We start from the raw sequence: 24,436 nt of genomic DNA on the forward strand, positions 1-24,436 counted from the left end.
ATTGAAGCTTTGCCCAACCGCGAGGGGTTTGCCATCGAGTTGGAGGAAGGGTTAGGAGGACAGGTGCGTCCGGTCTCGCAAATGGAGTTGCGGCTGAAGGAAGCGGCAAAACTCGGTTTCAAACGAGCAATGGTACCTGCGAGTCAGGCGATCAGCAGTTCTGAGCTGGAGATTATTCCAGTGGCACGGGTAATGGATGCAATTGCGATTGGGTTGGTGGGTGGCAAAGTAAATGGCAGAGATATTGAAACGTGAAGCAGAAATGTGCAGTTTATTAGTTTTCAGTTGGTTTCAATTGACCGCAAATCAAGATTGTTTGTTGCATCACAGACCCACCCGCGCGTAAACGGCAAGCTAATAGCAAAACTCCAGTAAAGTGGACTAAAACACTTATCTAGTCCGGTTTGGCGGACTTTCTACTATTAGCCCTTGCTTCAGCTAAGGGCGGCATAACAACGCAGCCTCAAATTCAATTTATGATCAACTGAACTCGCTTCCAAACCGACCACACTCATCCAGCAGCCGATTCAGTTCCGCTGCAACTGTCCAAGGATTGCGGCCTTTAAACGCGGCAGCGATCACAGCTTCATAGGGATTTCTGCCCGTTTGTTTGACGGCAGCAATTGCATCTTGTTTGGAGAAGCCCCGTCCAGCCACTAACCAAGCGGCTAAAACATGCCCAGTGCGCCCAATTCCACCAGAGCAATGCACCACAACCTTTTCCTGCTTCTGATTGGCAGTGAATAGAAACGGTAAAATTTGCTGAGTCAGAATTTTAGGATTAGCAATCTGAAAATCCTCGATTGGAGACCAACAGACTTGAGCGAGTCCAAAAGTTTGTTGGTAAACGTCAAGCAGATTGGCGTAGGGAACTAGTTGAGATTCAGGCAGTAAACAGCAAATTCGCTTGATGCCTTGATTCTGCATAAATGCAATCCACTCGTTAACTTGCTCGTTGCGATATCCCGGTCGAGCTGCGCCAAACACAATCGGTTCGTTCTCGGAAGCTGGAGAAAATTTGTACATGGCTCATCGAGTTTAATAGCTCATTTTAATCTGATGTTCTGATGACAGTTTCGTCTTTGATTTAAATCAGCTCTATCAGGATTGGGACTACATAGAGTCGCCTGCCAAGCAGTGTCTTTCGGTGAAGCAACCTCGAACGGAAGTACTTTGGATTAATTACGATCTTCCCAAGGATGCAATCCAATGGCTGAACCAGCAGAAATCCTCGCTATGTAACAACCGCTTGACTCAGCTTGCCTGCTTTGGGTATTGTGATTGACTAAGGTTGCAAATTTTGCCTGGCAGCCTGGTTTCCCAAAAATCTAGCGTCGCCCATTGCTGTTTGCCCCAGCGAACAGGCGACTGACCCCCTCGACTGTATCCAGCAGTCTGGGCGGCGTACCAAGAAGGATCGGTTAAATCCATTGTGCAATTTGATGATCTTCTCAGACGGCATTCCATGCTGGATCATGCTCTCTCGTACTGGATCAGCAACCGTTACGGCAATTTGAAACAAAGGGTGATGCACGATTTCTGGCTCGAACTGCTTGTCCTCGTGGTGATGGTGTTCATAAATCGCAAGAATGCCGCAGCGAATTGCAGCTTTGACGAAATTCCAATCGCGAGTATGGACAATTTGGGTTACGGGCCGCAGATGCAGCGGAATATAGTATTTTGAAACAATTGTACTGGGGTGGGTGAGCTTAGTCTTGAGGCGCGAACATAATTTAGGAATAGGCAACGCAGCAACCTTGAGCTGGTCGTGCAGATTATAAAACTGCTTGAGGGCACGATCGGGCAATTGGGGACTAAATGGCTTCATCCAATCCGTAGGACGCAAGCGAGCGTCTTGCCCCAAATAAGTGAGCACCGTAGAGTAGCCCAAATTAGCAGCAGCATTGGCACAGTTAGCAACTTGAACCAGATCGGCTCTAGGTTGAGGCAGAGTATTACGAGTGAAAAAAATGTAGTGTTTGATCATGGCTTGCTTGGATAGTTGTGAAATTTGTATAGTCTGCTTCAGCAGACTTTAATCTACTAGCCTGCAGCTTACTCGCGGGTAAGGTTGTACTGGAGAGCTGAATTGATACAAATTGCCAACCGATCCAGGAAATTCTGGATCCTGGCTCCTCCCCCTCATGCTTTCAGTGCTAGTGTTTTTCCTGACATTTGACTAGAATCCTGTTCTAAGCTTTCGATACTCCTGAGTAGATTCAGCGCCGAAATATAGGCTTCTTGGGTAAATTCTTGCTGTTCTTTTGGATCGTCTAATACGCCGTTCATGATTAGGCTGAGTGAACCAACCAGGCTGTTAAGTAGCGAACGAATTTCGTGGGACGTTTTAGCCAATTGCTGCCGCTGTACATTAGCTTTGACCTGCGGTTCACTAAACTGCATGGCGCAGAGGCGAGCGTAGTACCCCTTCTTGGCGAGTAACTCGTCATGGGTGCCCAGTTCCACAACCCGGCCCTGATCGAGCACCGCAATTTGGTCCGCCTGCTTGACGGTAGACAAACGGTGGGCAATTACGAGCGTAGTGCGATTCCGGCTCAGGTTCTCGATTGCTTCCTGCACCAGTTTTTCCGATACGGTATCCAGAGCGCTGGTGGCCTCATCTAGGATTAGAATTTCTGGGTTTTGCACCAAGGCCCTGGCAATGGCTAAGCGCTGCCGCTGGCCACCCGAAAGCATCACCCCCCGATCCCCGATCTGGGTTTCAAACCCTCTAGGAAGCTGCATGATGAAGTCATACAGGCTGGCGGCATGGCGTGGCACGTTAGCTAAGCGATTGCCAACGGGAATGTCGTTATCGGCGCTTACTTTAGCATCCGTATAGGCATAGCTGGCGACGATATTCCAGTTGGGTAAAATCTCTCCCTGGGTGAGGAGTTCGATGCCACGGCTGCGTTGTTCTCCGGTTTGGGTACTGAAGGCGGGATTATCTAAATCGGTGGTGAGAACATTGGATAGGGTGAGGTCGTAAAAGGCCAGGGTTGTGAAAAGTCGCCCGTCTAGCCAGTCAGCTTTAGCACCGACTTCCCACTGGGTACCCCGAGAGGGACGAAACAGATCATTGGTAGCGCTGCGTCCAGTCAACTGCTCAAATGAACGGCTGTAGCTGCCATAGAGTGAAACATTGTCTGCCAGTTTAAATAAAATACCAACCCGAGGGCTGAAGGCTGTATCGCCTTGGGACTGGCGTGAGCCTGGGATCTGCCGGTCTTCACTGGCCGAGTTGACAAAATCGAGTCGCCCGCCCAGGGAGAGAATCAGGCGATCGCCCCAGAACCGGAGCTGATCTTGCAGGTACAGTCCGAAACCTTGGTTGGTATCCCGAATCGAACTACCAGTCCCGGGAATTCGGTCACCAATGCCCCCAGCGTAGGCTGGGTTAAAGAGATCGATGGGCCGGGCTTCAAAGAACCGGGAATCGAAGAAGTCTTCTTCAAATACGTAGTCAAAGCCAGCGGATAGGGTATGGGCGATCGCCCCAGTTTCAAACTCACCCGTGACATAGGCAGTGACTTGAAGGTTGTTGATGTTGTCTTGAAGCAGATCGCCGGAGCGCTCCAGGGTGCGGAAATCATCTAAGAGAGCATTGACAAAGGCTTCTCGCTGCTCGGTTTGAAAATTGGTGTAACGTAGACTGTGGCGCAGTGACCAATCTTCATTCAAGCGATGATTGAGGTCGTAACCAATTTGCAAAATCTGGCGATCGTTGCCATCAAAGTTGGGTTCTCCGACAAACTGATCGCGGGGAATTGAGCCGTTCGGGTTATCCAGGAGCGTGCCGGCGGCGGGTAAGCCGACCCGTTGCGGGGTTTCAACATCGAGATAGAGACCTTCAACGGTGAGGCGAGTGCGATCGCTGATATCCCAACTGAGGACAGGGGTGAGCGCAATTTGCTGCAAATCTACCCCCTGAGCATCAATGAAGGTATCGGAGTACTGATACGACCCATTAAGGCGATACCGCAAGGTATTCTCGTCATTGAGCGGCCCTGATAGATCGATGCGCCCTTCTACAGTATTGAACCGACCATAGCTGGTGGAGAACTCATAGAAGGGTTCGGCCAGGGGTTGCTTGGTGACGATATTGATCACTAGCCTGTTGTTCAATATTGGGTAAATCACCGCTGCGGACAACCAGCGTCAATAAGACCTCGCCTGTGCGTCGGCCAATTCGCAGTCCTAAATGGCGCACCTCGCCTTGGTGGGTCGTTTCATTGTAGATGGACCATCCCTGCTGCTGAATGTCCTGTTTAATTTCAGCCAAAAACGGATTCAGTCGCGGATCTTGAATCGGGCACTGATTCAGATTGATTAACTGATGGCTGCCTTTTTGGTAGTAACCCGCTTGAACTTGAACGGTAGGATTGGGTGAAGGCACCTGAGCTTTTAGAATCGGACGCGGTCGCTGCTTCCCGGATTGCGATGAAGTTGCTGCCCTGACAGGTTCAGGTTTTACCGCTTTGATTGGACGAGCGACCTTGATCGGATAGGTTGCCTTGTTGCGATACCCCAACGGATCCGCCACGGCTAAAACGGGTTCCACAACCGGCTGACTGAAGCCACCAATTCGTTCCAGGTCTTGAATCACCAAATTCCGTTTAGCGGCGAGCTGCTGCCCATAGTCCACATGTTGCCACTGACAGCCGCCACACTTGTCTGCCACGATGCAGCTGGGTCGCACTCGATGCGGAGAGGGTTCTACTAGCTCATGCAGCTTGCCCTGGGCATATTGGGGTTTGACTCGCACCAGCCGCACCAAAACCCGCTCACCCGGAACTGTGCCTGGTACAAATACGACTCGTCCCTGCCAGCGCCCAACGCCTTCCCCATTGTGGTTCAAATCAACAATCGTCACCTCTAGGAGATGCCCCTGCTGCCAGACTCCATCTGGTTCTAGCGTTTTATCTTCTAGCGTTTTATCTTCTAGCGTTTTATCTTCGGTGGACTGACCCATGTTCCCTGTCCTCGCTTACCTTTACCATAGTAAGAGCGCCGCTGAGAAACGGTTGATTGCTCTAATTTCCGCCTGTTTGAAGTTTGGGTTGAAGCTGACTTTGAAACAACGTCTAGACGCTCTCTTGGTTGAACGCAACCTCTGTGAATCTCGCCAGCAGGCCCAGCGGCTGATTCGGGCTGGAGAAGTGATGGTGAATCGACAAGTGATTGACAAACCGGGCACCGAAGTGGACCCGACATTGGCAATCGAAGTGAAGGCGCGGTCGCCCTATGTGTCGCGGGGTGGGGAAAAGCTAGCCAGGGCGCTGCAGGAGTTTTCCATTACAGTCGATGGACGCGTAGGCTTGGATGGCGGGATCTCAACTGGAGGGTTTACCGACTGTTTGCTGCAAGCTGGAGCCAAACTGGTTTACGGCATTGATGTAGGCTACGGCCAAGTTGCCTGGAAGCTACGGCAGGATCCGCGCGTAATTCTACGAGAACGCACCAATGGTTGGGAAGCGCTGTTTGCTCAATTGGCCTAATTTGGTGCTACCTATTGGTTTAATAGCGATTGTGTTCAGTTTCACAATGGAACTACATTCGAGTCCTGCCTCTGGACGGACATCGACGGCTGGCATTCTGATTAACTTGGAAAATAGACAAGTTCACCACTCTGACTACCAAGTGGGGAGGAAACCAGAATGCCTGATGCTGAAATGCATAACCAAGCGACAGAACCCAATCAAGAGATCGCTGCATCTCAACAAACTCAAGCCTTTGCCCCTCCCAATTCAGGCGGCAGCGCCATGCTGGATGCAAATATTGCGGCTGGCGAAACTACAGCCCCGAAGGTCGAAGGAGCAGAGGAGCCAATTGCTACCAATTTTTCATCAAGCACCGGGAAAGTTGATGCGAAAACGGCTGATGTGACAACGACTGCAGAAGCAGCTTCAGCCGAAGAGGCAACTGAAAAAGGAACGGTTCATTTGCATCAAGTCGGATAGAACAACCGCACTATCGTAAGGGCGAAGCATTTGCGAAATGAATCCAAGGCATAGCTACCGATCTTCTGACGCAAATGCTTCGCCCTTACTATGGCTAATCAACCAAACTTGATATAACTTATGCAAACCAATACTCCGCTACCAAGCGACCAACTTTCTGAACAAATGCAGATTCGCTACTGTGCCTTACTGTTGGGCAGCTCGTTCCTATTACTCGGTTTAGCAGGATTTCTGTTCAGTTCTGGTTCTGATCCTGCCAATCTGGTTCTAGCTCCTGGTTACGGCAAGGCATTAGGAGTTGTTCCCACCAATTATCTGCATAATGCAGTTCGGATTTTGGTTGGCGTTTGGGGCATTGCGACCTTTACTAGCCTGAGTGGTTCAATTATCTACAATCAGATGTTTGCTGTAATGTATACAGCAATTGCTGTTTTTGGTCTCTTGCCTGTCACCAATACAATATTTGGCACTATGCCAATCTACGGTAGCAATATTTTGATCAGCGCCCTTACGGCTGGCATTGCTTATTACTATGGGTTTGTTAAAGCTGGCAACTTGAATCAAGGTTGTGGTCTATCGACTTGATCTGCAAGCAACGCTCAAATTCTCTAACATTGCGTTTTCAGTTTCCTCTCAGTCAAACACAGCATCTAGGCAATGGGTTGTCTATACAAAGACGCCTGTTGCCTTTTCTCATTCTCAAGGTTTTGGGAATCTGCCTCCAAAGATGGAACGCAGTGACCAATTAACTCAATAAGATTAATCATGTAGCTTGAAAAACCATTAATCATTTTATTTTTACGGCATGACTAAAGCTTAGTTACAGCATTCACAAATTGATTGTGAACAGGGGGTGTGCGAGGCCGCAGTTGGTCTCGTAAGACCTCAGACGCCTTGCGTGCCGGTCCTGCAATGGATACAAATGCATCTGCTCCCGTTGTGTGCGCCGCTATCATTCCGATGAGAGAGCCTTCACTGTGACCAATCACCGTAACGCTGGAGAAGCGAGAATCGGACTGTAGCGGTTGAACCCAAAGAGCCGCATCCTCTACAAGCGTATCAAAGGTAACATCAGCTTCCTCCCGCACTGCGGAGGCACTCTCTGCCACACCACGCTTGTCATACCGAACCGAGGCAATCCCGTACTCCGCTAATCCCTCTGCAAGGAGTTTGAGGCTATTGTTTGGTTTGGGCAGGACAGCGCTATTCCCGTCACGGTCGGTTGGCCCTGAACCCGCAATGATCAAGGCCACAGGGGGCTGGTCAGACTTTGGAACGAGCTGTGTGCCGTGAATCATGCCGGTTGGAGTTGTAATATGGACTGCTGTTGACTCTGGTCCTGGGATGGTAGCACCAGCAATCAAAAGCGAGAAGGCGGGCGCGATTGGACCAATCAGCAGGGCAATCAAGCGGTGTAGATGCAAGAACATAAAGCTTCGTTCCTAATTCAGCGGTTGCCCAACCTGATTTCCAACCTGATCAATCTCTAATTGCACGACTTCAGCCAGTTGTACACCTGTAGGTGGCGGCAGAAACATTCCGTCGTTAGTGACGATATGACAATTTTCTAGCTCAGCATAGGATGATTCGCTCATGGTGGCTAGTGCTCAGCTCAACAAAATAATCGGTTCAGCAAGCATCGAACCTGCTCATGTAAGCAATAAAGGCTGGTTTTTGTATCTTTAGCTACAGTTTTTTAAACTAAATGCATCAAGAGCAAATCATGAATTAAAGAGATTAGACTATGAAATCGCAACTGAGCTGGAAAGAATACCAAGCACTCGAATTTCTGACTGAGCCAACGGCTAACACTGTCTCTAAAGCTTTATCTCTGAGGTTGAAAACTCGGTTAAACCACATCTGGCAAAGTCTGGTGGCCTATTTCAGCACCTCGACTGAACCGCATGTGTGGCGCAGTGAAGACAGCAATGGCCAAGTGGTTTGGCATGCCTATGATCCGGTGACGAACCAGTCGGTTCAGCAAGCATCGATGGATGAAATGCGCGTTTGGCTAGAGGATCGGCATTATCAGACCTGTAGGCGTTTTCAAGCAACTCAAGCTGCTTTCCGCTTTTTAAGGATGTCGAGAAACGCATAGACCGCAGGCGGGTGCAGAGCCTCTGCAAGGACGGCTACCCCAATCACTCGCCAAAGGGGTACCGGCAAACTGTAAATCTGCACTGCTGCCGGAATCGGTTCAGCCGCTAGGCGGCTAACCGACGGGGAGCCGACCGCAACTGCGACCATTGGATGCCGCCAGCAGGTGTGCGTTTCCGCATCTGCATTTCAAACAAGGTCAGATTTTGGCGCGAAAATTCGGTTAACTCTGCCATCTGCTGTCGATCGGCCTCGACAATTAAATCATGCAGCACACTGGGGTCTTGTAGCACGGCTTCCGGTTTGACCCCCACCAATCGTTCAATCCCAGCCGAAATGTAGGTGAAATAATAGCGCTTAGGCGGTTCATGCACAAACTGGTAAATTAATCCCTTCGGCAAATTATCTCCCAGCGTTCTCAGCAGGTATTCTCGTTCTTGGAGAGCTAGCTCTGCCTGCTTGCGGTCGGTAATGTCGGTGACAAGGGCACAGCACCCCCACACCCGCCCATCGGCGGCTCGATCGGGAATCAAGGTGACTGCCGTGTAGCGCGTACCAATTTGAGGATCGGGCTGAGCAGCCTCATAGACCACCGGAGTGCCGGCCAGAGCCTGTTCGATTTGGGGCCGTACCACCTGATAGGCCGCTTCACCCAACACTTCCCAAATGGGCCGACCGCAGATTTCGTCTCGGCTCATGCCAAAGCGTTGCTCGTAGGTGCGGTTGACAAACTGATAGCGCTGCTCGGTATCCAGATAGGAAAGGTAAACTGGCAGCGCGTCGGTCAATAGCCTCAGGCGTTCCTGCTGCTGCCGCAACTTGGCCTCGGCTTGGCGACACCGGTTGTTATCTTCAGCCAGGGCTTGCAAAACCAGCGTTTGGGTAATTAGCCCAACCAAGCGTTCCTCGGCATCCACCACCGGCAAATACTGCACCGAGTACTGCTGCATTCGCTCCACAATCATCAACAAATTTAAGATTTCGGTAGTAGCACAGCAAATCAATGGCTGTACCATCAAAGCAGAGATTGGCTGCTCCCAAGAAATTTGAGCCGCAACCAGATGGACAAGATCCCGCTCTGTGAAAATGCCAACCGGCCTCTGCTGGTCTAGGATCAAGATACAACCAACTTGAGCCTGGGCCATCTGAGTAACAGCTGTAGCAGCTGGGGTATGGACAGCCACCGTAGGCGGATCGACAAGCATCACCTGCTGGAGCATCGGGTCAGATGCGGCTGAGCTATCTCGCCAAATCCTATCTGCTGATGCCATGGAATTGCCAGCCCATACTCATAAATTTTCCTTAAGATAAATTGAGGTAGAAAAAATAAATCAAAGAATCCTATATTAGTTTCCCTATATTAGTTCCCATTTATCGTTAGCATTCCCATTTTAAGACGATTTTCTCTCTAGTTAATACCTTTCCTCCTCATATTTTTGTTTCTCAAAATGACGTTATTTGACTACCTCCGGAGTTCGCCGCATTCGGGCTATAACGGGCTTTGACGCTTTTGAGCGTTTCCGCGAGGACGAAGTATTGATCGACCGCTCGCTCGATCTCCTGAAAACACAACGCGACAACCTGCCCAACGCAATAGAAAGATTGCAGGAAGAAGTAAAACGCACCCGCCGCGAAATAGAAGACCTAAAACTCAAGATCGCGACCGGTGCTATTGGCGGAGCGTCGTCCAACGGAGATGAGACACGTGAGATCGGCGGAGTTAAGGTCGTTGCAAAGATAGTTGACGGTCTTGATGCGAACGGCCAGCGACAGCTCTCTGATACCTTACTTACGCGGCTTAGGTCCGGCGTAATCGTTTTAGGACGAAAAGACGAAGGAAAGGCAAGCATAATTGTCCGCGTTTCCGATGATCTGAAAGACAAGATCCGCGCCGGGAATGTTATCAAAGAGATCGTTCCTATAATTGGCGGTAAGGGCGGTGGCCGCCCCGATATGGCCGAAGGAGGCGGACCGGACGCCGAAAGATTGGGCGATGCGCTTGAGGCGGCATATACAGCTATTGAAAAGCTGAGTTCATAAACCATTTTATTCCAACGTTTACAATGCAAAACCCATCAAAGCAGATAGATAGGGAATAATTGGAGTAAGAATATGAGAAAAACATCAGTGGTTTTTTTGGCATTGCTTTGCTTTGCGGTTTTCGCACCTCTGTATGTATTTTCCGCAACTGCTTCGCCGAGTTATTCGGTGATGCTATATCGGGATACAGACCGCTTTATTGGTACATATCGACGTGAATTTATCGGTGCGAGCGGACGCGTCGTAGAATTGCTTGACCTAAAAGCCGACCTTTCTGCAACGATGACGGGCGACTACGAGAATCGCGGCAACGTGGTGCGCACGGGAAATTGGACCTTTGCTCGGAATCGAGTGATTGTAACCTTCGCTCCGATAGATGTCGGCGGCACTCCATTGGTTTTGGAATTTACCCGTTCCGGCGGCGGATGGTTCCGCTCGGGAAACAACCTGAAAGTAACCTCCTCAAACCCCTCGGGCTTCGTTCCGGCCGGCATAGTTTACAAACGTATCCGCAGGGGCTGATCATTTTTCCCGACGCAGGCAACTTTTTCCCCGCGCCAAGCGTTTATAAGAGCAGGATCTTCGAACAATATCGGCCGGCTGGTCTGTCACAAGATCCTGCCTTTTGGTGTTCTTCTTACAAGGAATGGTGTCGGATAAGTCAAGATGTTTGCGGGTACACAATTTGGACGATACGAGATCCGTTCAAAGATCGGCGAAGGGGGTATGGGCGAGGTCTATTCTGCCCACGACACGGAGCTTGACCGCGAGGTTGCGAGTCAGTCCTGCCTGGTCAGCACGCGGTTGTTGCCCGTGAGGCTGAAGAACCGGGTGCCCCAAAGGGCTCGACCCTGGGTCGCCGGGTCGGCGATGTTCGGGATCGTCTGCGTCAGCGAGAGCTGCTCGACGTGGCCGTCGACAAATCCGAAGACCGTGGTCCCGCCGAAGCGACGGTCGCCGCCCGGGTGGAATCGGCCGACCGCGTTCATCAGCGTCGGCGTCGCGGTGCTGGTCATCACGCCGTCGAGCGGCAGGCTCGCCAGCGGGAGGAGCTCGGCCTCGGTGGGATAGCGGAACCGCGCCGTCGTGCCCGTGCCCAGCGGCTCGTTGTAGACATCGATGCCGACCGAGCGGCCCAGGAATGGCGTGATCGAGCGGTGGCTCTTGCTCTCGTTGTTGGACGGGTCACGGACCGAGCGCCAGTCGGCCGTGAACAGCAACTCGCTGACCAGGATCGTTTTGGCGCCGCCGCCTGGCTCCTGCTCAACCCACGACGGATTCACGAACTGATTCCGGCGGACCTCGCCGCTGGGAGCGAACTTGTTCCGAGGGAAGATGGCGGCATTGCCGACGTACCCAATTCGCTTGACCTGGCGATCGGTCGGCGGTGCGGATGGAGGAGCCTGACCTTGGCCGTTGAGCTGCCACGAGGGCTCCCAGTCCTCGATCCGGCCGCCCGGATTCGTCGCCGGGGCGCCGCCGCGCACGGCCGCGGGGTTCTTGAACGCCTCTTCGGGGACCCCGCCGTTGTCGAAGAGCTGGTAGGTCCAGTGGATGTACCCGTTGGCGGGCTGCGGATGGGTCTCCTGCTGGTCCTGGAGGCGCCAGGTCATGCCGTCCGGACGATCGGCGTAGAGGTACGACGCCGGGAAGAAGCGGTCGGTGGTGGTGTACTGGATGACGCCTTGGACCACCGACCGAACGTTCGACGAAGACTTGAGGGCCCGTGCCGAGGCGCGGGCGCCGGCCAGCGAGGGAAGCAGGATGCTGATGAGGATCGCGATGATCGCGATGACCACGAGAAGTTCGATCAGGGTGAACGCTCGGCGCGTCGTGCTGGGCATCGTTTCATTCTCCAAGGGCGGGTGCTCAACCTCCGGGGCGCGCACACTGCCCACGAGAGCGATGAATCATGCCGAACACGTCTGCACCTTCCATCCAACAGCAGTGAAGTGATCGTGAAGACATCATGAAGTGCCCCGACGCTTCTCGGCTCTGAACCCCAGAGAGCGACTCCCGACCTCCTTCCTTCTCTCTTTGTGAAGGCTGGCGCACCCCAGCGCTGGCCCTTCCGAGAGCGATCCCCTGATGACGGCTCCGAACACACGCCGATCGCCGCGCAGAAAGCCCGGAGATCGGATATCCGGGCAACGACGTTTACCGCGAATTTTACCGTGATATCGGCTTCGACGCACCGTATGAATATCTGAAGCCGCATCTGCACGCCGACGGAAACCGCCGTCACCTCGGGCTAAAGTATCACCGCATTACCGGCAAGACTGTTCCGCAAAACAAGAAAAGTGCTTATATTCCGTCGCTCGCACGCGAAAAGGCTGCCGAGAATGCTTCGCACTTCATCGGGGAACGCATCAAGCAGGCTTACGTTCTTCGCGAAACTTTCGAAGGCCATCCGCCGCTTGTCGTTTCTCCATACGATGCCGAGCTTTTTGGGCATTGGTGGTTCGAAGGGCCCCAGTTCATTGATTTCTTTTTCCGTAAGCTTCATTGGGACCAAAGTGAGATCGCGGCCGTAACGCCGGGCGATTTTCTGGACAGCGGTATCAATATTCAACGCCAGCAACCAAGCGCGTCATCGTGGGGTGAGGCCGGTTACTACAAAGTTTGGCTTAATGAAGGTAATTCATGGATGTATCCATACCAGCATGATGCTGAACGAAGAATGACCGAAATTGCAGACCGCTTGAAAACGGACACTTCTTTCCAAAACGGGCCAGACCTGGATCTTCGCATTCTGAAGCAGCTTGCCCGTGAATTACTGCTCGCTCAATCATCCGATTGGGCCTTCCAGATATATCAGGGGACCACGGTGGAATATTCATCGCGCCGATTCCAGTCCCACATACATCGCTTTGACCTGCTGGCCGCAATGCTGGAAACGGGTGAGACCGATGAAGAACTCTTAACCGAAATAGAATTAAGGGATAATATCTTTCCTGAGATCGATCCTCTTATTTACAGGAGCTGATCAATCTATGCAGCTAAACATCGGAGATTCGTTTTCACGCACACGCGAGGTTACGGACGCACTTGTTCGGGCCTTTGCTGATGTTTCGGGCGACTTTAATCCAATACATCTTGACGAAGAGTTTGCGAAAAACACGCGCTTTGGCCGCAGGATTGCACACGGGATGTTGACCGGTGCGTTCATCTCTGCGGTGCTTGGCGATGAATTTGCGGCGAAGAAGATAGTTTATCTCTCACAGACCATGCGCTTCACCGCACCGGTTTTTATCGGCGACAGCGTTACCGTTACATCGACCGTCAAACACATACGCGAAGATCGCGGAATCGTAACGCTCGATACAGTTTGTACCAATCAACGCGGTGAGACTGTCGTTATTGGCGAATCAAAGATAATGCTGTTGCCCTGATGCGGATCAAGTTTAAGTTTGCCTTCAGATTTTCGGAAAGCTATTCTTTTCACGTAGTTTCAACGGGAGTCAAATAATGGCAGATAAAAAAACAAATGCCGCCATACTCGGTACTAGCGGCATTGACTTCAACACTCATTTGGCGATCGCGGGCTTCTGGCGAGGCATCTCCGACCGTATTCTTATCCGTCACTTTGCCCTTGCGGGTAATTGCTCCTGTGACCGATAAAATGCTTTCCAGTACCGTCGTTTTGCCGCTCAGATAGGGACCCACAATCGCCACATTTCGTGAGCCAGATAAAACTTTTTCACTCATAGGACAACTCACTTGTCTTGCTGATGTTTGTTAACAAAAGCTTGCAGCAAAATCCTGCAGTTCACTAACTAATGAACCCGTTAGTTCCTGTAGTTTCTAAGAGGTTCAACTAGTTGATTGACTGCAAATCCTCAGCAGACGAGGCGAAGCATTCGGCATTCAGAAAGGGACAACTAGCAAGGGCAGCGCCGATCGATTCAACGCCAAATAAATGATTGAAACAATGAATTTTGTAGAGGTGGACAGTTGCCAATTGTCGGAAGAATGCCAATGGCTAACTGGATTAGAATGTCGTTGATCAATACAATTCAAGATCAATTAATTCAACGAGTCTTGCCGCAATAAATTAAGATTAACCTGTTGATAATCTGAATCAACGCGCTGTTTTATGAAAATTTATATCAGCTAAACTGCCGCTTCATAGATTCTAAATTCAGAGAGCAGCGCTCTAACTTGTGTCTCAGCCATTCAGCAATGAATAGAGAAAAAAAGAAGCAAAATTTCGTGATTTTTCGTGATAGTTTGCAATATAAGCTAACAGCTCAAACCGTGCCTACACTGTCAAAATCTGCCTGCGCGGGTTCCTCGACTTTTCGATGTTCTAGTCGGTGCTCTAAGTAGGTGAGCATAATTAAACATAAAACCCAAAACCCTGTGCGGGCGGCGCAGGGTTTTGAATCTGGTTTTTAATTATGCCGAGGTACTTAGTCAATCGAGAAGCGCCATCTAGTCAGTGAACCCACCTCAAGTCCCGCTCGCCGCTGCTTTAAGATAGGAAAGTTCATTGTTTTAGTCCAATGCCATGAGCAGCTTCTTTCGTCCCAACATCGACGCGATGGCCGGTTACGTGCCCGGTGAGCAACCCAAGCCCGGCACTCGCATTATTAAACTCAACACCAATGAAAATCCCTATCCGCCTTCGCCGGCTGCAATGGACGTGCTGCGTAATATTGATGGCGAATGGCTGCGGCGCTATCCCAATCCCTTTGCCAACGAGTTTCGGCAGGCGATTAGCGAGGTGTTGCAGGTGCCAATGGATTGGATTATGGCCGGCAACGGCAGTGACGAAATCCTGAATGTGATTGTACGGTCCTGTGCTGAGCGGCAGCGCCAGGTGGTGTATTAGTTTTCAGCGCTCTGAGGTTAGGGAAATTTGTGTTCAGCATTGCCGCCAAACCCTTAACACTCCAAATCCTTAATCATTCTTTAGGCAGACCCAGATTTCCATGAAGATTGGCCTTGGGTTACATTTAGTGAAATTGTCTTTTCGTTGGCAAAATAGTAAAATAAGATACAGAAATAAAAGATGTTTCGTTCATCTCTGCCCACCATGTTTGGAGTGGAGACGGAAGTAAGGAGTTATTCCTGAAGGAACGCGCCTCTCTACACCTGATTGAATGACGCATTCCGGGAGTTAATATGCAGCTTACCTATCGTGGAGCACATTATAATCGCGAACCCCAACCTGTGGATATGGTGGATAGTCCAATTCAAGGTACCTATCGGGGGCAAGCTTTTTCGTTTAGTTATCCTCGCCATATTCCGGTACCTCAACCGGTTCATACCCTCACTTATCGAGGCGCGACCTATCGCACGACTGAAACAGGTCAAACCATGCCTGCACCTCGTCCGGTCGCTCGCCCAGTGACATCTCCAGTGACATCCCTGTCTCAGGCTTCGGCTAAGCGGGCTATGGTTTCTAGCAACCCTAGATGGCAAACCAGCAAAGCCCAGTTTGCAGAATACGAGCAGACCCATCAGATGCATATCCGTCGTCGATTGCAGCAACGAATTGAAGCCGCTAAAGCTAGAGGCGACTACAAACTGCTGAACCTGCTGCAGAATGAGATGCAGCAAGCAGGTTGAATCGATTAAGCATACGGCTAATTGGTTCTGGCGCAGCTAAATACACCGATCTGGAGTCTGCAGGATGATTACATTCTGTGACTCCAGATTGGTGTTTTTACTTTGGTGTTAAACAGTGAATTCAGTAGTTTTGGAGTAGTTTCAGTGATTTTGTAGCGCAGGCATCATGCTTCAATCGCACCTCCACAAGAGCTGCCTGCTCCTGCTGTGCAGCCAAAGCAGTGACGCCCTGTGATGATCTGCCGTTGGGCGAGTTGGACGGGGTCAAAGTCACGGATATGGGTCGGTTTGCCGGCAGGGTCTCGAATTTCTAGATCCAGCATTTGGTTGAAGTCACAGTCAAATAGGCGTCCGTCCCAGGAAACCGATAGTGTGTTGCGACACATTAACCCATTAATCGTTGCTGGATTAAAGCGACTGACCAGTAATTCCATATAGCGCTGTAAATTGCCCGACTGCTCTAGCCATTCCAAGTACCGCGAAATTGGCATGTTGTTGAGGGTAATCAACCGATCAAACTGGATGCCGTGGTTCTTTTGCAATCCAGCTTTCCACTCCTGCTCCATCTTGGCATGACCGCTAGCCAAAAACGCCCCTACCGGATTGGGGTCTACCCGTTCGGGGTCAAAGAACGCGAACCAATGCTCGGACCCGCCGAGGTGGTCGCCGCACTGTAGCAGGTAAGAAGAAAGCGCCCAGCAAGAAATAGGGCCGTATCTGGGAAGTTGGATCTAGCAGCGAGATGGGTCCCCCTAGTCGCTGTTTTTGTCTGTCTGAGAAAAGCTGGTCGGGGAACTACGTCTCAGCTTTTTCGCAATCCACTTACCATCTACAGCCAATTTCCTGGACTCAGCATCAGCTAGTCCGCTCTATGAACGAGTCTAATCAACGAGAATCACTGAACCTAATCAACGAGAGATAACGGCGTATGGCACGACAACCCACCAGAAAGACGGGAGCTAAAAAACAGAAGCGGAATGTGCCCAATGGAGTGGCTCATATCCAATCGACCTTCAACAACACGATCGTAACCATTACTGATGTAAATGGCGAGACTATTTCTTGGTCGTCCTCTGGCGCTAGCGGCTTCAAAGGCGCGAAGAAAGGAACTCCCTATGCGGCGCAAACAGCGGCTGAGCGGGCAGCCCAACGGGCAACTGAGCAAGGTATGCGGCAAATCGAGGTGATGGTGAGCGGTCCTGGCTCTGGCCGGGAAACGGCGATCCGGGCGCTGCAAGCGGCTGGTTTGGAAATTACGTTGATTCGAGATGTAACGCCCATTCCCCACAATGGTTGTCGGCCTCCCAAGCGGCGTCGGGTGTAAGTGCTAGCTCCCGCAGCAGAAGCAATAGAGATTTGAGGAATTGAGGACAGGTTGATGTTAACCGTTATCTCAGGTTGGGAACGGATTGGCGGAATTAGGTTTGCTTTCTAGGGCTAAGGAGAAGGGAGGTTTGACTGTGGCACAGTTTCAAGTTGAGTGTGTGGAATCGGATACCGGGGATGACCGCAGCTCCTACAGCAAGTTTGTGCTGGAACCGCTCGATCGAGGGCAGGGAATCACGGTTGGCAATGCGCTGAGACGGGTTCTGCTGTCTAACCTAGAAGGGGCTGCGGTGACGGCTGTACGGATTGCGGGAGTGTCTCATGAGTTTATGACTGTCCCTGGCGTGCGGGAAGATGTGCTAGACATCTTGCTGAACATGAAGGAGGTTGTTCTCAAAAGCTATTCATCCCAGCCACAGATTGGGCGGCTGCGAGTGGAAGGGCCAGCGACAATCACCGCAGGTTACTTCGACTTTCCAGCCGAAGTTCAGGTGATCGATCCGGAACAATATATTGCCACGCTGGCGGCAGGGCATACGTTAGAGATCGAGTGCCGAGTTGAAAAGGGGATTGGCTATCGGGCCATCGAGCGGGGTCGCGACGAAACGTCAGCCCTGGACTTTTTGCAAAGAGGCCTGATCCGGTGCCTGGCGTCCATAATAGAACGGCGGGGTTACGGCATAGATCAAATGTCCCCTGTTAGCTGAAAGCCCTGCATAGTTGTCAGCTTGCAGAGGAACCTTTACCGCTCGGCGTTCGATGCCGTCGAAATCTATTGCTTCAGGCTTATCTGTGGGTGAAGGTGAAGGAGCAGGTGGCGGTGAGACAGTTGCGACACCGGCCGTCCGTTCAGGTGTGATCGTTACTTCGTCATCCTGAAACGGAAAGGGGTGTTTAACGTCCTTTCTCAGAGCCAGCGAATATATCTGCGACATACGGTTCGTCGCATAGTTGAACTCCGACTGAGATATCTGTGGTGCAAATTCTCTCTGCGAGATGAAATATAGATAATCACCGCTCGGGTCCCACGCCGCGTTCCCTGCGCCAAACATTTCCGGCGTTACCCGATAAGACTTATTCTCTGTGGAACTCCAGATGAACACAGACGAAAGCCCGTTCTCCGTCTGGCGTGTGTATGCAACATAATTTCCCTTCGGCGACCAGGCATAGTTGAATATCAGCCCGTTTCGCGCATTCGCTATTTCCTGTGTTTGCTTCGTTTCTACGTTAACAACATAGAGCTTTGCATCTTTATCGCTATAAACTAGCTTTTTGCCGTCAGCCGACCAGAACGGAGCGTATTTCTGCGCCTTAGAGCCGGTGGTTATCTGAATCGCCGATGAAGAGCCATCATGTGGAACGGTCCAAATCTCCTCTTCGCCTGTCTTGTCCGACACAAAAGCGATAGTTCGTCCGTCTGGCGACCAGGCGGGAAGCTTGTCGTGTGCATCCGAAGAATTAGTAAGATTGCGGGTGCCTCCGCGCTCGATCGGGGCAGTGAAGATGTCGCCGCGTGCCGCGAATACCGCACGTTCGCCTTTTGGAGAAAGTCCAAATGAGCTGATCAAATTTGCCACGGACACTTGCCGCTTTCTGCGGTTCACCCCGTCATTAGGAACATTTATGTTCAACCTATTCGCTCGCCGCGAAGCTATCTCGAAAACTTCAAGCTCGCCATCGCGCTCCCAGACAATTTTCCCTTGATTATCTGAACTTGGCCAACGGATATCCCAATCACGGTTTCGTGTTATCTGTGTGGTCCGCCCGTTTGTAGTGTCATATGAATAAAGATTGAACTTTCCATCCTTATCAGAGATGTAATAGATCGCGTTCCCGATCCACATAGCATCGCGGTTCGCTCGGGGATTGTCGGAGATCAGCTTTGCGTCGTTCGTTGCGGTGTCGAAGATGTAAAGCCTGTTCGCCTGTCCGCCTTCATAGCGCTTTTCTGGCCTGAAATCCCTAGATTGCGGCGAAAAGTACCCCGCGTAGCCCTTGCGGCTGGCCACGCCCGTGCTCGAGAGGCGGCCCCGGCCCAGCGTCTGGTATCCCCCTGTGATGGCATTGGCGTGGGCCACGTCGGCCGCGGAGACCACCCCGTCGAGGGTCGTGTCGTGACGCACGTCGTATCCAAGGCTGCTGCTGATCGCCGTCGAGTCGGCCGCGTCCCAGTCGCCGTCGGCGTCGGTGTCCCCCGCCGGCAGGCCGAAGGGCACGCCGTAGGAGGAATATTTGGCCCACTCGACCAGACTCCCCGTGTCCGTCAGGATCACCGACACGTCGGCCCGCCAGTTCTGGCAGACGTACCGCCGCTCGGCTCGGACCGAGCCGGCCGCCGCGGTCCACCCCGTGCTGGCGTCGCGATCGCGGAGGATCACGTGGTCAATATAGCTGCTGCCGCCCTGGCCATCCGCCCCGGCCATGTGGTACAGGAAGACTTCCTTGGGGTGGGTGTCCGATCCCCGGAAGGTCGCCACCACCCGCCAGGACTCGTCGTAGCGATGGTCGCGCCCTCCGGAGTGACCGGCTCATCGGCACGAGAGCGCACGGACATGCAAGTAAGCCTTCCACGCCCACCGTACCGACCAGATCGGACCGACAAGTCCGGCAACTGAAAGCGGGCCAGAAACGATCCGAATACGCCCCCCATCGACATGGCTGCCACCGCTTCGGAGTCTTCCTTCAGCACGCGCTTGCTGATACGCAAGGCGTACATCGTGCGATGTCCACGCAAGATACTCTATATATATGGACAGACCAGTGAACAGCATCCACACTATACATAGAATAATGCCAGTAAAGATGAGTGTCTGCGAGTACAAGCGAGTCGCTGCAATATCCTTCGCGCTAGCTCCATGTCTTGTAAACGGCAGGTGCTGGCCCTTCGACACGTCGCGTGCCCAGTAGCCAAACAGCACCACAGCGACTGTGATGAGCGTTACGATGCAGTACACAACATACATGCCGTCCTTGGATACTCGCAGTATGTCGATAGCTACCTGCGTCATGAGTCAAGGCTCAGCCATCGGAACGATTACACTAGTGATCTTGTGCTAAACTTGAGTGACAGTGATCCACGCACTCTTGATTGAACTCACTCAATGGCGAAAAGTCCCACGCAGCTTTGCCGAGTTCGCAGATAAGTCTAGCTTTTGGATTCGGAATCCATCCACAAGTAGTGAGCGGTTGAATATTGATAGCCCGCCTAAATGGATTGAGCGGATCAAATGTGAGCTCTGGCTTGATCTCGATCCTCTCCCACCATCGCAGTTGTGACGCCGCGCTACCGCGAATGGGTCTGTTCAGGGGCTTGATGGGGATCTTTCCAGGCGACCCTATACGGTACCCGTTGTTGTGACTCAGTGAATTCTGCACAGTTTTCCTCAACTTTCCCCAACTCACCTCTACCTGTGGAAAACTAGCCGAAAGTCTGTGGAAAACTCCTCTTACCCTGTGGAAAACTAGGGTAATTCTGTGGAGAACTCTGTTAATCTCTGATGGCGTTTATGTGGAGTGACCTAATCAAGTGAAACTGATTGGCTTTTTCTCCCCCAGATTGGAATTGTGCCGTCATCGTAGCTCGAACCAAGGAATTATTCAAGCTCAAGTTACTGTCCTGGTATGTTTGGGGAGTAGCCGCAGCATTAAGCTTAGTTCAAGTTAGCGGTTCATTTGCCGCTTTAGTTCTTCCAGCTCTTCATCGGTTTCCCACTTTCTAAAGGCTTGCTCTAGCGGGTCTGCCGCACTAGAGGCTCTAAAGGTCTGGTTCCAGCCGCTGGTTTGCCACTGTTGCTCTACCGGATTGGCAGCTGCCTGATAGTTAAAGCGATTGGCCTGCGCCTCGGCCACTTTGGTTCGCACCTCCTGGCGGCGGGTCTGAATTTGTTTCTGCAATTCGATAGTTTGCTGAATCCGCTGCTTCAGGACTTCCATTTGGCCCCAAAGCTGATTGCCCTGCCGCAACAGAGCTGCTTCCCGCTCTTCGGCGGGTTTGACCAAATCAAAGCGCTGGGCGTTCTTAGCCTTTTCGATCCGGACATGCCAGCGTTGAATTTCTTGCGCTGTCGCCAAGATCTCATCTTGCAGCCGCTTTTCCCGCAGCCGCAGATCGCCCAGGAGCTTAATTGTTTCCTCTTCTTGCTCGCGCAAGTTCTCTTCGAGTGCCTGCAATTCCAGATGCGGGTTGTTTCTGAGAAATTCTTCCAAACGCATCTCTAGAAAAGAGCTGAGGTCTTCAAACAATCCCATTGCAGGTACTCCTGTTACCGTTAATATTTGGTCCAATATTTGGTCATCCTAACAAGCATCCTAACAGGCACTTCTAGAATTGCGACTGCCTAAAGGGAGGGAGATGGATCGCGGCCCTGCAACTTTGCTTTTACCCCCACCACCACTGAGCGCAGCTTCCAGAATTTGCTGGTCTGCATCCAGCGATTGGTGGCTTCTAGTTGAGCGGCTCGTTCTCGTTCCTGGTCTAATTCTGCTTGCAAACAAACCGTCAGGCGTCGGTAGCAAGCGAGCTGTAGTTCTGAATCAGACGGCGAGATTTTAATAGTCATCCGATAGAACCGAATCGCTGAAGCAAGCTTGCCGAGTTTTTCGTAGATATGGCCAGTACGGAAGTAGATTTTGGGTTTGTAGGCTTCGGTATGGGTTCCGGGAATAATTTCTTGCTGCGATCCAGAGGGCCAATTTATTAAACGCTGGGTGCCCGAAGTCGCCGATTTACCACCAGAACTACTTGGCACCCCGCCCCGCGTATCGAATTATCCAGCCCCGATCTTGAACTACCGGCAAGCCCGACAGCGTCGCGTTAAGCAGCTAGAGCAACAGCGGCAGAGCTTCCGCCAGCAGCAGAACATCCTGCCCTACATTGCCCGCTTACCAGACTCCCTAGTGCCCTTTGGCAGCGAGCGGTTTTCCAGCGAAATTGGCTGGGCGCTCTCACCCCATCTAGACCTGTTTCCGACAGCGATTGATCTAGACCAGCTAGACCTGCAGGCTGCGAAAATGTTGCGCACCTGGTTTGTGGCTCACGTGGAAATCAAACCTCAGCCAACGCCAAGGCGGCAATCAAAGCGCAAGCGTAAAAAGCAGGCGGATGGGTTTGTTCAGTTGAGTTTGTTGACTTGAATTTAGGAGTCAGAAGTCAGAAGTCAGGAATCAGGAGGTTTGGAAGTCAGTGAATCAATTGCAGGTTGGCAGAGCAAGCATATTCTAATTGCACTGCACCTGATCTCTAGTCTGCTCATAAGACTTCAGTAAAGTAGTTAGGTTATTGGAGTTGGGTTGTTAGCTGATTGACTGACAAAATTCTGGATGCTGGCGGCTAAAGCCGCGCCTACACAGACTAAACCCGCCTACGCGGGTTACTCAACTGCATTATGATGATTTGCTCAATTAGCTTGCTGTCCGTAGGTGCGCCAGAAATGCAGCAAAACCAATTTGCGATCTACTGAAATTGGCCCAAACCGCTCACCAGACTGGACAACAGCCCTAACCCCAAGACAAACCAAAGAAACGTTGACTCCTGACTCCTGGCTCTCGACTCCTGGCTCCCCCTGATCAACTCTCCCTCTATGTCAAGATCCCTTGAGAAAGTAACAAAACTTATACCGACTCTCAGCTTCTGCCCCGTAATCTTCTATGATCTGCTCTGTAAGGCTGGTGGGAAGGCTACACATTTTTTAACAAACGCCGTGTAGGATCCCGAAACATTCTAAGTTAGAAACTAGCCGGTTGACCCTGGGCAGTCGTTCTGGTGGAGCCTTCACCAAAGAGTGCTCGCTGAGAATCAAGCTGAGAATCACTTGGAGAATTACTCTCTAGCTCTCAGTTTGTGCGCAGCGGAGCGATCTGATGAGGCGGCTCCTTGGGCAGGTCTAAATGCAATCACTATTTAAGGAGCTTTTGAAATCCAATGAGTCTTAAAGCGAGTGGTGGAAGCTCTGTCGCGCGTCCGCAGCTATATCAAACCGTACCCGTCGCAACTATTTCCCAAGCTGAGCAGCAAGACCGTTTATCAGAGTCAGCGGCGTGCGGAATTCGTGAGATACGTTGCTAAAGAAGAGGGTTTTGGCGTGGTCGAGTTCTGCCAGTGCCTCAGTCCGTTTACGCTCCTCCTCATAGCTGCGAGCCGTTGCAATGGAACTTTCAACCTGCTGCGCCACCAGTTCTAGAAATGAGCGGTATTCGGGATTGAACTCAAGTCTGGGACTGATTCCGACAATCAGCAAACATTCCACCTGTTCCTTGTTGCCCGATAGGATTGGGAGAATTAAGGCAGAGTGGGAGCTTTCAGGCCATGGTCCTCCCGGCAACGCGCCGAAGCGATCGACCACATCGGTTATCAGTTGCGGTTCACGGCTTTGCAGCACTTTAGCCAGTAACCAGCCCCGCGACTGCTCCGTTGAATCGTTCGTGTCAGACTCCGGAATCAGCGCTATCGTTGAAGGTGTAGCGGCACTGTCTGAGGTCAGTCCACGGTCAGCCACCAGCTCTGCCAGGTTGCCTTGGGAATTGACCCGATAGAACAAGGCAAAGGGAATATCATAGGGGTTAAGTGTATCAGCAGCGGCGAGACAGGCGGACTGTAGCGTTTTTGCCCCACTTACCGCCGTCGCCAACTCTCGCAGCATCGTCAAGCGACGTTGACTAATCACTTGCTGGGTGGTTTCAGTGATGGTAGCGAATATCCCCCTGCTCTTACCCGTCTCATCGCAAGCAGGGCTATAGCAGTAGGTGAAATAGGCTTCCTCCAGGTAGCCAAAGCGCAAGACGAGCTGAGGTTGATCTTTCACAAAAAAGGCTTCACCCGTGTTTCTGACACCCTCACACATCGACGAAAACTGGTCATCCCACACTTCTGGCCACGTCTCGGGGAGGGGTTGTCCCACGGCATGGGGGTGATAAGCTCCATATATGGGAATTAGGGCATCGTTGTAAAACTGGATGTAGTCCTCTCCCCAGTAAATGGCTTGGGGAAAGCGAGATACAAGGATTGTGCTTACGAGAGTCTTCAGGCTCTGCGGCCAGTTTTCGACCAAACCCAGGGAAGTGTTTGCCCAATTATACGATCGCATCAAAGTTGCCATCTCGCCATCTCCCACAAAAATGGCTTCAGTCAGCGAACTTGATTGCAGTTCAGGAACCATTGTCATAACAGTAAAAGTTTAATTCTTGGATTTTGCAAGTCCTTTAGACTGACGCAATTAGTCCATCTCTATACAGAAACTTTTGAGTTTTGTAGAACCTTTGGACTGACTCCTGGACTGACTTCGCTAGCCCATCTCTATACAGGTGTTCAGTTTGGTAGCTGACCAGCGTTTTGCACTCACAATTCAGGACCTAACTCAAAACTTAAGTAAGTTAGGCAATTAGGCAAGTTAGACAATGCCTAACTATCGACTTCGCCCATGAGAAAATAATTTGTCCCTCAA

The 24,436-nt window shown here is 51.5% G+C and carries 28 protein-coding genes, 3 pseudogenes and 1 riboswitch; of the genes and pseudogenes, 15 read left to right on the forward strand and 16 right to left on the reverse strand.

The genetic code is table 11. The features are described 5' to 3' along the window. Positions 1–9: 9 nt before the first annotated feature. Positions 10–255, forward strand: a complete 246-nt coding sequence (locus JVX88_RS31535) for a hypothetical protein (protein ID WP_317134511.1) — start codon at positions 10–12, stop codon at positions 253–255. Between the two features lie 225 nt (positions 256–480). On the opposite strand, the gene JVX88_RS31540 is transcribed toward JVX88_RS31535, so the two are convergent. The 4 genes from JVX88_RS31540 to JVX88_RS43460 all read right to left on the reverse strand — a co-directional run bounded on the left by JVX88_RS31540 (position 481) and on the right by JVX88_RS43460 (position 4,972). Beyond that, positions 481–1,026, reverse strand: coding sequence for a dual specificity protein phosphatase family protein (locus tag JVX88_RS31540; RefSeq protein ID WP_211622363.1), 546 nt, complete (start codon positions 1,024–1,026; stop codon positions 481–483). A gap of 259 nt (positions 1,027–1,285) precedes the next feature. Next, positions 1,286–1,987 carry a hypothetical protein gene (locus JVX88_RS31545; RefSeq protein WP_211622364.1) on the reverse strand — a complete coding sequence of 234 codons (702 nt, stop codon included), beginning with the start codon at positions 1,985–1,987 and terminating at the stop codon, positions 1,286–1,288. A 155-nt stretch (positions 1,988–2,142) separates the two neighbouring features. After that, positions 2,143–4,110: a TonB-dependent siderophore receptor gene (locus JVX88_RS31550; protein ID WP_211622365.1), complete on the reverse strand. Its 1,968-nt coding sequence runs from the start codon at positions 4,108–4,110 to the stop codon at positions 2,143–2,145. Beyond that, positions 4,064–4,972, reverse strand: coding sequence for a TRAM domain-containing protein (locus tag JVX88_RS43460; protein ID WP_317134512.1), 909 nt, complete (start codon positions 4,970–4,972; stop codon positions 4,064–4,066). Before JVX88_RS43460 ends, JVX88_RS31550 begins: the two co-directional genes overlap by 47 nt. Before the next feature lie 100 nt (positions 4,973–5,072). Here JVX88_RS43460 and JVX88_RS31565 point away from each other — a divergent pair, with 100 nt between their 5' ends. From JVX88_RS31565 to JVX88_RS31575, 3 genes are all read left to right on the forward strand, one after another. Continuing rightward, positions 5,073–5,498, forward strand: a complete 426-nt coding sequence (locus JVX88_RS31565; protein WP_317134513.1) for a TlyA family RNA methyltransferase — start codon at positions 5,073–5,075, stop codon at positions 5,496–5,498. Positions 5,499–5,657: 159 nt separating this feature from the next. Beyond that, positions 5,658–5,960, forward strand: a complete 303-nt coding sequence (locus JVX88_RS31570) for a hypothetical protein (protein ID WP_211622366.1) — start codon at positions 5,658–5,660, stop codon at positions 5,958–5,960. A gap of 120 nt (positions 5,961–6,080) precedes the next feature. Next, positions 6,081–6,545 carry a DUF4383 domain-containing protein gene (locus tag JVX88_RS31575; protein WP_211622367.1) on the forward strand — a complete coding sequence of 155 codons (465 nt, stop codon included), beginning with the start codon at positions 6,081–6,083 and terminating at the stop codon, positions 6,543–6,545. 224 nt (positions 6,546–6,769) lie between these two features. Here JVX88_RS31575 and JVX88_RS31580 read toward each other — a convergent pair whose 3' ends face one another. Then, complete coding sequence (locus JVX88_RS31580; RefSeq protein ID WP_211622368.1) at positions 6,770–7,390, reverse strand: alpha/beta hydrolase; 621 nt, start codon at positions 7,388–7,390, stop codon at positions 6,770–6,772. Between the two features lie 12 nt (positions 7,391–7,402). Next, complete coding sequence (locus JVX88_RS31585) at positions 7,403–7,555, reverse strand: hypothetical protein (protein WP_211622369.1); 153 nt, start codon at positions 7,553–7,555, stop codon at positions 7,403–7,405. Positions 7,556–7,704: 149 nt separating this feature from the next. On the opposite strand from JVX88_RS31585, the gene JVX88_RS31590 reads away from it, so the two are divergent. Then, positions 7,705–8,058, forward strand: coding sequence for a hypothetical protein (locus JVX88_RS31590; protein ID WP_211622370.1), 354 nt, complete (start codon positions 7,705–7,707; stop codon positions 8,056–8,058). Between the two features lie 106 nt (positions 8,059–8,164). Here JVX88_RS31590 and JVX88_RS31595 read toward each other — a convergent pair whose 3' ends face one another. After that, positions 8,165–9,328: a PAS domain-containing protein gene (locus JVX88_RS31595; protein ID WP_211622371.1), complete on the reverse strand. Its 1,164-nt coding sequence runs from the start codon at positions 9,326–9,328 to the stop codon at positions 8,165–8,167. A gap of 187 nt (positions 9,329–9,515) precedes the next feature. Here JVX88_RS31595 and JVX88_RS31600 point away from each other — a divergent pair, with 187 nt between their 5' ends. Both JVX88_RS31600 and JVX88_RS31605 read left to right on the forward strand, forming a co-directional pair. After that, positions 9,516–10,097: a DHHA1 domain-containing protein gene (locus JVX88_RS31600; protein ID WP_211622372.1), complete on the forward strand. Its 582-nt coding sequence runs from the start codon at positions 9,516–9,518 to the stop codon at positions 10,095–10,097. Positions 10,098–10,169: 72 nt separating this feature from the next. After that, complete coding sequence (locus tag JVX88_RS31605) at positions 10,170–10,619, forward strand: hypothetical protein (protein ID WP_211622373.1); 450 nt, start codon at positions 10,170–10,172, stop codon at positions 10,617–10,619. 257 nt (positions 10,620–10,876) lie between these two features. Here the strand turns inward: JVX88_RS31605 and JVX88_RS31610 are convergent, their stop codons facing one another. Continuing rightward, positions 10,877–11,956, reverse strand: a complete 1,080-nt coding sequence (locus JVX88_RS31610) for a prepilin-type N-terminal cleavage/methylation domain-containing protein (protein ID WP_225931240.1) — start codon at positions 11,954–11,956, stop codon at positions 10,877–10,879. 392 nt (positions 11,957–12,348) lie between these two features. Beyond that, positions 12,349–12,603, reverse strand: coding sequence for a hypothetical protein (locus tag JVX88_RS31615; protein ID WP_211622374.1), 255 nt, complete (start codon positions 12,601–12,603; stop codon positions 12,349–12,351). Positions 12,604–12,744: 141 nt separating this feature from the next. Here JVX88_RS31615 and JVX88_RS31620 point away from each other — a divergent pair, with 141 nt between their 5' ends. Both JVX88_RS31620 and JVX88_RS31625 read left to right on the forward strand, forming a co-directional pair. Then, positions 12,745–13,083: a DUF1957 domain-containing protein gene (locus JVX88_RS31620; protein ID WP_225931241.1), complete on the forward strand. Its 339-nt coding sequence runs from the start codon at positions 12,745–12,747 to the stop codon at positions 13,081–13,083. Positions 13,084–13,090: 7 nt separating this feature from the next. Next, the gene (locus tag JVX88_RS31625) at positions 13,091–13,489 is read left to right on the forward strand and encodes a MaoC family dehydratase (protein ID WP_211622376.1); all 399 of its coding nucleotides are present in this window, start codon (positions 13,091–13,093) and stop codon (positions 13,487–13,489) included. A gap of 49 nt (positions 13,490–13,538) precedes the next feature. On the opposite strand, the gene JVX88_RS31630 is transcribed toward JVX88_RS31625, so the two are convergent. Beyond that, on the reverse strand, positions 13,539–13,805 hold the full coding sequence (locus JVX88_RS31630) for a GTP-binding protein (RefSeq protein ID WP_317134514.1): 267 nt from the start codon (positions 13,803–13,805) through the stop codon (positions 13,539–13,541). 802 nt (positions 13,806–14,607) lie between these two features. Between JVX88_RS31630 and JVX88_RS31635 the strand changes: the two genes are divergently transcribed. Further along, complete coding sequence (locus JVX88_RS31635) at positions 14,608–14,931, forward strand: hypothetical protein (protein WP_263975336.1); 324 nt, start codon at positions 14,608–14,610, stop codon at positions 14,929–14,931. Positions 14,932–15,115: 184 nt separating this feature from the next. Next, positions 15,116–15,185, forward strand: a riboswitch (Glutamine riboswitch). Positions 15,186–15,224: 39 nt separating this feature from the next. Continuing rightward, positions 15,225–15,671, forward strand: a complete 447-nt coding sequence (locus tag JVX88_RS31640; protein ID WP_211622377.1) for a DUF4278 domain-containing protein — start codon at positions 15,225–15,227, stop codon at positions 15,669–15,671. 164 nt (positions 15,672–15,835) lie between these two features. Here JVX88_RS31640 and JVX88_RS31645 read toward each other — a convergent pair. After that, a pseudogene (locus tag JVX88_RS31645) lies at positions 15,836–16,276 on the reverse strand (DUF3641 domain-containing protein); the annotation flags it as partial. Positions 16,277–16,278: 2 nt separating this feature from the next. On the opposite strand from JVX88_RS31645, the pseudogene rpsM reads away from it, so the two are divergent. From rpsM to JVX88_RS31660, 3 genes and pseudogenes are all read left to right on the forward strand, one after another. Next, positions 16,279–16,380, forward strand: a pseudogene (rpsM, locus tag JVX88_RS31650) (30S ribosomal protein S13); the annotation flags it as partial. Between the two features lie 219 nt (positions 16,381–16,599). Then, the gene (rpsK, locus tag JVX88_RS31655; protein WP_036002383.1) at positions 16,600–16,995 is read left to right on the forward strand and encodes a 30S ribosomal protein S11; all 396 of its coding nucleotides are present in this window, start codon (positions 16,600–16,602) and stop codon (positions 16,993–16,995) included. Between the two features lie 160 nt (positions 16,996–17,155). Further along, positions 17,156–17,626: pseudogene (locus JVX88_RS31660) on the forward strand (DNA-directed RNA polymerase subunit alpha); the annotation flags it as partial. Here JVX88_RS31660 and JVX88_RS31665 read toward each other — a convergent pair. From JVX88_RS31665 to JVX88_RS31680, 4 genes are all read right to left on the reverse strand, one after another. After that, the gene (locus JVX88_RS31665) at positions 17,606–19,474 is read right to left on the reverse strand and encodes a PD40 domain-containing protein (RefSeq protein ID WP_211622379.1); all 1,869 of its coding nucleotides are present in this window, start codon (positions 19,472–19,474) and stop codon (positions 17,606–17,608) included. The pseudogene JVX88_RS31660 and the gene JVX88_RS31665 overlap by 21 nt on opposite strands. 51 nt (positions 19,475–19,525) lie before the next feature. Further along, on the reverse strand, positions 19,526–20,005 hold the full coding sequence (locus JVX88_RS31670) for a hypothetical protein (RefSeq protein WP_211622380.1): 480 nt from the start codon (positions 20,003–20,005) through the stop codon (positions 19,526–19,528). A gap of 652 nt (positions 20,006–20,657) precedes the next feature. Further along, positions 20,658–21,245 carry a TIGR04376 family protein gene (locus JVX88_RS31675; protein WP_211622381.1) on the reverse strand — a complete coding sequence of 196 codons (588 nt, stop codon included), beginning with the start codon at positions 21,243–21,245 and terminating at the stop codon, positions 20,658–20,660. An 89-nt stretch (positions 21,246–21,334) separates the two neighbouring features. Next, positions 21,335–21,745, reverse strand: a complete 411-nt coding sequence (locus tag JVX88_RS31680) for a tetratricopeptide repeat protein (RefSeq protein ID WP_211622382.1) — start codon at positions 21,743–21,745, stop codon at positions 21,335–21,337. Between JVX88_RS31680 and JVX88_RS31685 the strand changes: the two genes are divergently transcribed. Next, positions 21,705–22,130: a hypothetical protein gene (locus JVX88_RS31685; protein ID WP_263975338.1), complete on the forward strand. Its 426-nt coding sequence runs from the start codon at positions 21,705–21,707 to the stop codon at positions 22,128–22,130. The two genes, JVX88_RS31680 and JVX88_RS31685, sit on opposite strands and share 41 nt — an antisense overlap. Positions 22,131–22,987: 857 nt before the next feature. Here JVX88_RS31685 and JVX88_RS31690 read toward each other — a convergent pair. Continuing rightward, on the reverse strand, positions 22,988–24,157 hold the full coding sequence (locus tag JVX88_RS31690) for a GAF domain-containing protein (RefSeq protein WP_211622383.1): 1,170 nt from the start codon (positions 24,155–24,157) through the stop codon (positions 22,988–22,990). Positions 24,158–24,436 lie beyond the last annotated feature (279 nt).

It is taken from the genome of Leptolyngbya sp. 7M (genome assembly GCF_018128485.1).